Origin of the sequence: uncultured Thermosynechococcus sp. (assembly GCF_938074695.1) — a bacterium.
In the GTDB taxonomy this organism is placed as follows: domain Bacteria; phylum Cyanobacteriota; class Cyanobacteriia; order Thermosynechococcales; family Thermosynechococcaceae; genus Thermosynechococcus.
Map to the genome: position 1 here is coordinate 1 of NZ_CALJEM010000080.1, position 8,098 is coordinate 8,098.

12 protein-coding genes are annotated in these 8,098 nt (G+C 51.8%); 10 read left to right on the plus strand and 2 right to left on the minus strand.

The features are described 5' to 3' along the window. The 4 genes from Q0683_RS10575 to Q0683_RS10590 all read left to right on the plus strand — a co-directional run. The coding region (locus Q0683_RS10575; RefSeq protein ID WP_298977639.1) for a transketolase-like TK C-terminal-containing protein at positions 1-316 on the plus strand (316 nt) is incomplete at its 5' end. A 96-nt stretch (positions 317-412) separates the two neighbouring features. Continuing rightward, a complete protein-coding gene (locus tag Q0683_RS10580) occupies positions 413-814 on the plus strand; it encodes a hypothetical protein (protein WP_298615558.1) in 402 nt (133 codons plus the stop codon). Positions 815-818: 4 nt separating this feature from the next. Then, positions 819-1,229, plus strand: a complete 411-nt coding sequence (locus Q0683_RS10585) for a hypothetical protein (RefSeq protein WP_298977643.1) — start codon at positions 819-821, stop codon at positions 1,227-1,229. A 121-nt stretch (positions 1,230-1,350) separates the two neighbouring features. Beyond that, complete coding sequence (locus tag Q0683_RS10590; protein WP_298615552.1) at positions 1,351-1,968, plus strand: DUF3727 domain-containing protein; 618 nt, start codon at positions 1,351-1,353, stop codon at positions 1,966-1,968. On the opposite strand, the gene Q0683_RS10595 is transcribed toward Q0683_RS10590, so the two are convergent. Beyond that, on the minus strand, positions 1,965-3,362 hold the full coding sequence (locus Q0683_RS10595; protein ID WP_298615549.1) for an aminotransferase class I/II-fold pyridoxal phosphate-dependent enzyme: 1,398 nt from the start codon (positions 3,360-3,362) through the stop codon (positions 1,965-1,967). The genes Q0683_RS10590 and Q0683_RS10595 overlap by 4 nt on opposite strands. A 43-nt stretch (positions 3,363-3,405) precedes the next feature. Between Q0683_RS10595 and Q0683_RS10600 the strand changes: the two genes are divergently transcribed. The 4 genes from Q0683_RS10600 to Q0683_RS10615 are packed head-to-tail and all read left to right on the plus strand — an operon-like array spanning position 3,406 to position 6,213. Then, positions 3,406-3,687 carry a helix-turn-helix transcriptional regulator gene (locus tag Q0683_RS10600; RefSeq protein ID WP_298615547.1) on the plus strand — a complete coding sequence of 94 codons (282 nt, stop codon included), beginning with the start codon at positions 3,406-3,408 and terminating at the stop codon, positions 3,685-3,687. Continuing rightward, on the plus strand, positions 3,680-3,931 hold the full coding sequence (locus Q0683_RS10605) for a hypothetical protein (RefSeq protein ID WP_298615545.1): 252 nt from the start codon (positions 3,680-3,682) through the stop codon (positions 3,929-3,931). The genes Q0683_RS10600 and Q0683_RS10605 overlap by 8 nt, the downstream gene beginning before the upstream one ends. Positions 3,932-3,979: 48 nt before the next feature. Further along, on the plus strand, positions 3,980-4,972 hold the full coding sequence (locus Q0683_RS10610) for a pentapeptide repeat-containing protein (protein ID WP_298615542.1): 993 nt from the start codon (positions 3,980-3,982) through the stop codon (positions 4,970-4,972). A 44-nt stretch (positions 4,973-5,016) separates the two neighbouring features. Beyond that, on the plus strand, positions 5,017-6,213 hold the full coding sequence (locus Q0683_RS10615; RefSeq protein ID WP_298615540.1) for a GNAT family N-acetyltransferase: 1,197 nt from the start codon (positions 5,017-5,019) through the stop codon (positions 6,211-6,213). On the opposite strand, the gene nrdR is transcribed toward Q0683_RS10615, so the two are convergent. Next, entirely contained in the window at positions 6,210-6,698 is a 489-nt protein-coding gene (gene nrdR, locus Q0683_RS10620; protein WP_298618017.1) for a transcriptional regulator NrdR, read from the minus strand. The two genes, Q0683_RS10615 and nrdR, sit on opposite strands and share 4 nt — an antisense overlap. Before the next feature lie 139 nt (positions 6,699-6,837). On the opposite strand from nrdR, the gene Q0683_RS10625 reads away from it, so the two are divergent. Next, positions 6,838-6,969, plus strand: a complete 132-nt coding sequence (locus tag Q0683_RS10625; protein ID WP_298615535.1) for a hypothetical protein — start codon at positions 6,838-6,840, stop codon at positions 6,967-6,969. Between the two features lie 818 nt (positions 6,970-7,787). Beyond that, a partial coding sequence (locus tag Q0683_RS10630; RefSeq protein WP_298977646.1) for a hypothetical protein occupies positions 7,788-8,098 on the plus strand: 311 nt, incomplete at its 3' end.

An 8,098-nucleotide genomic window follows, 5' to 3' on the forward strand; every position in this document is an offset into this window, starting at 1 on the left:
CACAGGTTCAGAAGTCTCCCTCTGTGTCAAAGCCGCCGAAGTACTGACTGCCAACGGCAAGAAAGTGCGAGTGGTGTCCATGCCTTCTTGGGAACTTTTTGAGGAGCAGTCCCCTGAATACAAAGCCAGTGTGCTGCCGACAGGGGTTAAGCGGCTTGCGGTGGAAGCGGCCACCAGTTTTGGTTGGTGTCGCTATGCCGATGCCACTGTGTCAATTGACCGTTTTGGCGCCTCGGCGCCGGGCAATGTCCTCATGGAGAAATTTGGTTTCACTGTGGAGAATGTGGTGGCCAAGGCCAATGCCCTTCTGGGCTAACTTGCTCAGGGTACCTCTTTAGGCACAGAATATAACTAGATGAGCAGGGCAGGGGGTACAACTTTCTGCCCTATTTTGTTTTTTGGGGAATGCCCTATGTCCCGTCGTCGGAAACGATTTCCCTGCGGTCATCAAGGCTATGGTCAGACATGTCATCGCTGCGCTCAGGAGCTGCAGGCAAAGACGCCAGAAGTAACGGTTCGCGAGCAAGCGCGCGCAGCGCGACAGGAATGGGCAGCCTCCTTTGCCCAAGATGTGATTGATTTGGAGGGATTACCCAAGTCAATTGTGCTTAAGGCACGCCAAGTGATTGCCGAGATTCTTACGGGCGCTGATTATCGCCGGTTCAAGGGCAAGCGCCTCAATCACGATCGCCGTGTCATTAGTATTCCCCTCAACTATCACTACCGTCTCATTTGCTACGACACTGGCGATCGCATTGAACCCCGCAGCGTCCTGTCCCACGAAGCCTACAATGTGAAGAAACCAAAGGCCTAACCCCATGACTGCCAACACTGACCACCCTTGGTATGCAGCGGCGCAACTGATGCAACCGGCGCTGATTCGCCTTTTAGATCATCTGCGGCGATCGCTGGAAACCTCTCCTTGGCAGGGTAGCTATGAAACCGTTGAGATTGCCTGCGGGGACGCAGAACCCCAAATTCTCTACTGGTTGCATTTACGGCAGGGCGATCGCCAACAGCGGGTAAACCTGTGGGAGCTGTGCTACCAAATTTGTTTTCAGCAGTACACTCCCCAACTCGACTACAGCGGCATCCATGACTTTCAGGTGGGGGAGGTGGAAGCGGATCTCAGCCTCTTTGATGCTGCTGGGGAAGTGGACTGGCACAAGTTGGATCAGAAGGCAGCACAGGTAGTGGCAGCACTATTTGCCGCTTTGGAGACCCCCTAATTTTAGGTTTTTGGAGAAAAATCAGCCAAAGCTGCCCCAAGGAATGCCCCACGATGACCCGCTGCATGGTATGCTCCAATGCCATAGGGAATCTTTCCCAAGTAGTTTTTCCTGAAGCAGCATGGGTTCAAACTATCAAAACCAGCAAAATAGTAATGAGCAGCCCTGGGAGGACGAAGACTTTGAAGAAGAGATGGAGCAGCTTCGCCTCTACGATGAGGCAGGTCGCTTCTTAGACTGCTACATCGAGTTCCGCCTGAATGTCCAAGGGGAAACCTATGCGCTGTTGCGTCCGGTAGACTATCCCGTCGAAATTTTTACGGTTGTGGCGGAAAACGACGAAGAAGAAACCCTGATGCCCCTAGAGGAGCATGAAATTGATGCGGTCTTTGATACAGCCCGTGCCATCCTTGAAGAACAAAACCTCACCCTCAAGCGCACAGCGTTGACCTTAACCGTGTCCGGTGACCTCCCTGATCTCGATGAAGAGGACGTTCTCAGGGTGGAGGTGGAAGCCGACGAAGACATTGAGGAGTATCAACCCCTCGGCAGTAGCTTCTTTTGTGGGACACGGGAATACAGCGTTTATACGCCCCTGAGTCCCACCCTTTACGTTGCTCGGCTAGTGCCTGGCCAAGAACCGGAACTTCTCTCCCCTCAAGACTTTCAGCACCTGCAACCCCTCTTGGAGCAGCACCTGGTGAGCCATTTACTGGAAGAGGAGGACTGGGAAGATTAGACTTTGCAGACCCTCAGGGTTTGTAGGGTGGGATCGGCAGCCCCTACCATCTCTGCACCAAGCTCCTTGAGGTATTGCAAGTTTTCAATAACTGACTCCGTGATTTCCTCGCCCGCAATCACAGTGGGAATTCCCGGCGGGTAGGGAGAGATGGTCTCGGCACTGATCTGATGCAAAGCCGACTTGAGGGGAACCGAGACCTGAGGACAAAAGTAGGCGTCCCGTGGTGAGCAGGGGCTTTCTTGAAGGCTGGAACTCGGCGGCAGAGACAGGGGCGCCAGAGGCGCATGGTGGCGGTATTCGGTGTAAATGGTGTTCAGGCGATCGGCCAAAGTTGCAAGCATGGCCTGTGTGGTGCCAAGCCCCAGACAAAAGGTGAGCGATCGCCCAGCGGGGAACTCAGCCATAATCTGGGGTTGCAACAACTCATCTAGTTCAAAGCCCGTCAGACCAATTGGCCAAGTCCCTAGGGTCAATCGCAGCGGATCCTGAGGGATGCCTGTGGGCTGCCAACGGGGCAGGCACCATTCATAGCGGTTGACCCACTGGAGAAGCCTTTCGTAAATTTCCCGTCCCTGCTGAGCCATCTGATAGCCCGCCCGCTCAAGCGCCGCCAGAAACCAATAGCTGGGGCTGGTGGTTTGTACCAAGTTTAGGGCTTGACTTAGGCGCTCAGGGGCAATCCGCTCCCCCTTCAGATGGAGGACAGCCGTTTGGGTTAGGGTTCCCAGAGTTTTGTGCCACGATTGCACAACCACATCGGCTCCCGCCGCCAACGCGGCAACGGGAAATGCCGGATGATAACGAAAATGGCTGCCGTGGGCCTCATCCACAATCAGAGGCAGGCCGTGCTCATGGACGCACTGGGCAATCTCTCGCAAGGGTGAGCACAGCCCTTCATAGGTGGGACTGACAAGCACAACCGCCTTAGCGTCGGGATAGGCGGCCAAACCGGCGGCAACCACCTCCCTAGTCACCGGCAATGGCAGCCCCCACTGCGGATCAACCCTCACCCCCAAATAGACGGGCTTGGCCCCCGTTAACACCAGTCCTGCAATCACCGAGCGGTGCACATTGCGACCCACAAGAACGCGATCGCCGGGATGCAGTGTCGCTAACAGTGCCGCCAAAAGACCACCCGTGGCTCCATTCACCAAAAACCAAGCGCGATCGCTCCCCGCCGTAGCCGCCACCGCCGCCTGTGCCTCCCGCAGCACGCCCGTGGGCTGAGCCAAGTTGTCGAGAGCAGGCAATTCACTCAAGTCTTGGGCTAAGGCCGTTCCCCAAAGGGCGCGCAGTAGCGACTCCATGCCTCGACCCCGTTGATGGCCGGGCACGTGGAAGGGAATTGTGTGGTTTTGGGCTAAAAGAGCAGCAAGGAGAGAAGTTGTCAACTACAATTAATAGAGGGGTCTAAGTAATTATACGGATTCAGGGATGTCTATACCGCAAGACGATCGACTGGAGTATTCACTGCTGTCGGAGCGTGAGCTACAGGTTTTAGAACTGGTGGCAGCGGGACTAACCAACCAGGATATTGCCGCCAAACTAGACATCAGTAAGCGCACGGTAGATAACCACATCAGTAATATTCTGATGAAAACAAAATCGGAGAATCGCGTGGCACTCGTGCGTTGGGCTTTAGCATGGGGTAAAGTTTGCTTGAATGATGTCAATTGTTGTGCGTTGCCCACCCCCCCTAAGCAACCCCATGAGTGAACAGGTGTACTATAACCCGCGGATGCCCTTAGCCGTCTATCGCGAATTGGCGGCTCACCTGCAGCTCTTGGAGGGGGTGTCTGTGCGGCTGCTACCCCAAACCTGTTCCCACTTTGACTATGATCTGAGTCAAATTGAAGGGATTGCCGTGACCGTGTCCCCCACTTCTTCGCCACAGACGCAAACACGACTTGAGGAAATTTTGCACTATTACGCTCTCCAGCATGGTGGCTGGCAATGTTAATCATAGGCGTTTCTGGAATAACAGCGTTGCTCCCTACTTGAGATTGACATGGACGCTGAAGAGTTGCTCGCTCGCTATGCCAAGGGCGAAACCGATTTTCAAACGGTAAATCTGGCGGGCGTTCGTCTTGTAGGTGTTGATTTGATTGGCATTGATTTACGAGGCGCCAGTTTGCAGGGGGTACATTTCCAATTTTGTCACTTTGGCCGTGCGGACTTTAGCTATGCCCTGTTGACCGGCGCACGGCTGGAGGGGTGTAACTTTACCCAAGCAACTTTTCAGGACAGTCATTTTCATGAGGCCCAATGTCATGGCTGCGTGTTTGATCGCGCCGATTTACAGGGAGCGGATCTCACGTTAGCAGTTTTTCGAGATTGCAACTTCCTCGGCAGTGACTTGCGACAAGCGAATTTAAGTCATATCGTTTTGGCCGGCTCTTGTTTGCGCAGCGCGAATTTTCGCAAAGAGAACTACCAGGAAGCGGCAAATTTGGCGGGTGCCGACCTACGCCAAGCGGATCTGCAGGGAACGAACTTGGCGGGAGCCAATTTATCGCGGGCTAACCTCAAGGGGGCGAATCTCAAGGAGGCCAACCTCAACAGCGTCAGCCTTGCCCAAGGGAATCTAGAAAATACCAATCTTCAGGGAGCCATTCTCACACGTGCCATTCTCTATCAAGCGAATCTGGTGGGCAGTAATTTACGGCAGTCACGGCTGGCTCAAGTGGATCTGCGGGGAGCAATTCTCAATCAAGCGGATTTAAGTCAAGCTATTCTCTCAGAGGCACGGCTTGATGATGCTCAGGCCCAAGGGGTAACCCTGCGGGAAGCAGTGCTGAATAAGGCGGATTTGCGGCGTGCGGATTTAACAGGGGCTGATCTACAGGAGGCTCGCCTCATTGATGCCTACCTTGCCCGCACGAATCTCAAGGGCGCCAATTTGCGCCAAGCCAACCTAATGCGCGCCGATCTCAGTAGTGCGCTGTTGCTGGGGGCGTGCTTGGAGGAGGCTGTTATGCCCGATGGCAGTGTCTTTCTATAAAGGGCTTGCTATAGTACAACAGAGGCGCGGTTTCCCTGAGAACCATGGCAGAATTTGCAGCGACACTGGCACCAGAGCTAACGATTCAGTGGGTAAATGCGATCGCCAGCGTGCCCCAACAGCAGTGGGATGCCCTGGCTCTACCTCTAGAAACCCCCTTCTTTGAATGGGAATGGCTGCATCAAATTGAGGCTTCCGGCAGCGCTACACCGCAAACGGGGTGGCTCCCCCATCATCTGTTGGTTTGGCGCGATCGCCAAGGACAGCGGGAACTGGTAGCCGCTGCTCCCCTCTATATCAAAGGCCACAGTCAGGGGGAATTTGTCTACGATCACCAGTGGGCGGATCTGGCTCTGCGGCTAGGCATTCGCTACTACCCCAAACTCTTAGGGATGGCGCCCTTTACGCCGGCGGTCGGCTATCGCTTTCTCATGGCAGAGGATGTGGACGCAGACCTGATCACAAGGGTGATGCTGCATGAAATTGATCGCCTTTGCCAGCGTCACCACCTTTCCGGTTGCCACTTTCTCTACGTTGATCCCCAATGGCAGCCTGCTGTGGAAGCCTATGGCTATCGGGCGTGGTTACACCACAGCTACATTTGGCGCAATCGTAACTATCGAACCTTTGACGATTATCTTGCGGATTTCAATGCTAACCAACGCCGCAACATCAAGCGGGAACGCAAGGCCGTTGCCCAAGCGGATCTGACGTTTCGGGTGCATCAGGGAGAGGAGGTGAGCCGCAGCCTCCTGCGACAGATGTACGATTTCTATGCCGATACCTGCGACAAATTTGGCTGGTGGGGGAGCAAGTATCTGACACGGCAGTTTTTTGAGGCTCTCGCCGATCGCTATCGCCATCGAGTGGTGCTCTTTGCTGCCTATCCCAACGGCGGTGCTCAGCACCCCATTGCCATGTCCTTTTGTATTACCAAGGGGACTAATCTTTACGGTCGCTATTGGGGCAGTGCCCGTGAAATTGATTGCCTTCACTTTAATGCCTGCTACTACGAACCCATTGAGTGGGCGATCGCCCAGGGGATTCAGTGCTTTGACCCCGGCGCAGGAGGACGACATAAAAAACGGCGAGGCTTCCCCGCTACCCCCAACTATAGCCTGCACCGCTTTTATGAACCGCGCCTAGCCCAAATTTTTGATCATTACATTGGCGAAATCAATAACGAAGAACAACGCCTCATTGAGACCATCAATGCCGATTTACCCATGAAGTCTCTCTAGGAGCGGGAGGCCGTCACCAACTCTGGAGAGGGGGGTGTCTGTTGCAGATGAGCTAATTCGGCAACAAAATCACTAATCCCTTGGAACTGGCGATAAACAGAGGCAAAACGGACATAGGCCACCTCGCTGAGATGGCGCAGCCGCTGGAGTGCTGCCTCCCCGATTTCTGCGCTCGTGACCTCGCGGCGCGATCGCAACTGTAAATCTGCTTCAATATCATCCACCAGAGCTTCAATTTTTTGCTGGGGAATGTTTGTTTTGCCACAGGCAGTTATAATCCCCCGCAACAATTTCGAGCGATCAAAGGACTCGCGATCGCCATTGCGCTTAATGACCGTGATGGGTACAAACTCAATCCGCTCGTAGGTGGTAAAGCGACGGCCACACTTAAGGCATTCCCGACGCCGTCGAATACTTTGACCCCCCTCTGCCGATCGAGACTCCAGAACGCGACTATCCGTATGGCAACAATAGGGACACTGCATAGGGATCCCCACTCATTTAGGCACCTGACAGTATCATAGCGGATTCTTGCGAGTGATTGACATTTGCAAGGGCTGCTTAACATTTGCCAAGACTGCGACAGCGTTTGTTAGGGTAGGGGTATCCCTTGGGTATCCTGCGATGACTGATCTTGACCCCCAAAAAAAGAACAATCAACCCATGATCATCAATGTCGAGCCAGAAAATTTACTGCTGATTGTGGCGCTGAGTCTTTTTATTCCGCTGCTAATTGTGGGCTTTTTTGTACACTAGTGTGCCCTGCCAAAATTTAACGTAAATGGCTATGGATACAGCAGAGAGCCAGAAAGCTTTTCTCTTCTGGCCACCAATTGAAAGCTAAAGTGAGCTAGATTGCTCGGCAGACTTTGCCGCTAGGTCTCAGCCAAATTTAAGACCTCTCCTTGGCGGTGGAATATTCGCGGAAGGAAGATAGTTAAGGATCCTAGGAAGCTTAAATAATTCTGAATTATTTAACCGCTCACTTATCTCAGTTATTAATTAAAAAAACAAGAATGGCTGTGCAGTGTTGAAGAATGAGTGATCAAAGTTCTAGGATAATTTAGAAACAATCCCAAAGTTGAAGTGCTCTTTTGGCCAGCTTTGGATTGATAAATTTTCTGTCGAGATTAAATTTATGCTTTAGCGAGGGGAGTAATAAATGATCATTAATCTCAAGGTGAGACTCAAACATCTCAAAATTAATTATTTAGATCATTTAATGGATATTTTTCGGATCAATTGATGAATATCAATTAAGTTATCTATAGAATATTAATTAAATCTTAGGCTTTCTAAAAGTAGAGTTTCTTGGTATTCCCTAACACAAATAATTGACAGAACTATAGGAAATTCCTAGACTATTGTCGTTGAACAATTATCGAGGTTAGTCTAAAAATGGCTTCCCTGAGTTCAAGGTTAGGCTGTGAGTCAGTTGATAGTATGGGGAAAATTGTAGCCTAGGTAACAACTATCGGCGTAGATGCAAGATTTAATTATTGTAATTATTGCTGACTCAAGGATTAGTCAGTAATTTTCCTGTTCCCTAACTCAGAACTAAGGAGATTGGTTCAGTGGCAATTCCCGGCTTATCAATTTCAATGATCTATTACCTGCGGCGATTGTTGCGGCAATACGAGCCACTTCTCAAACCTGTCATTTATGAGGGTGCGGGGCTAGTGGCAAATGCAGAAGCAGATTTATACGCTGTACTGGAGAGTCTTTACCCTGACCCACAGGAGTTGGCCACCGTCACTGAACAATTGAGTCGGCTGATTCTTTTACATCAGAAAAAAGATTTGATTTCCATTGAACAATATGAAGCAATTACCCAGCAAATTTTCTGGATTTTAGGTCTAAAATACACTTCATCGCACGCCCAGCA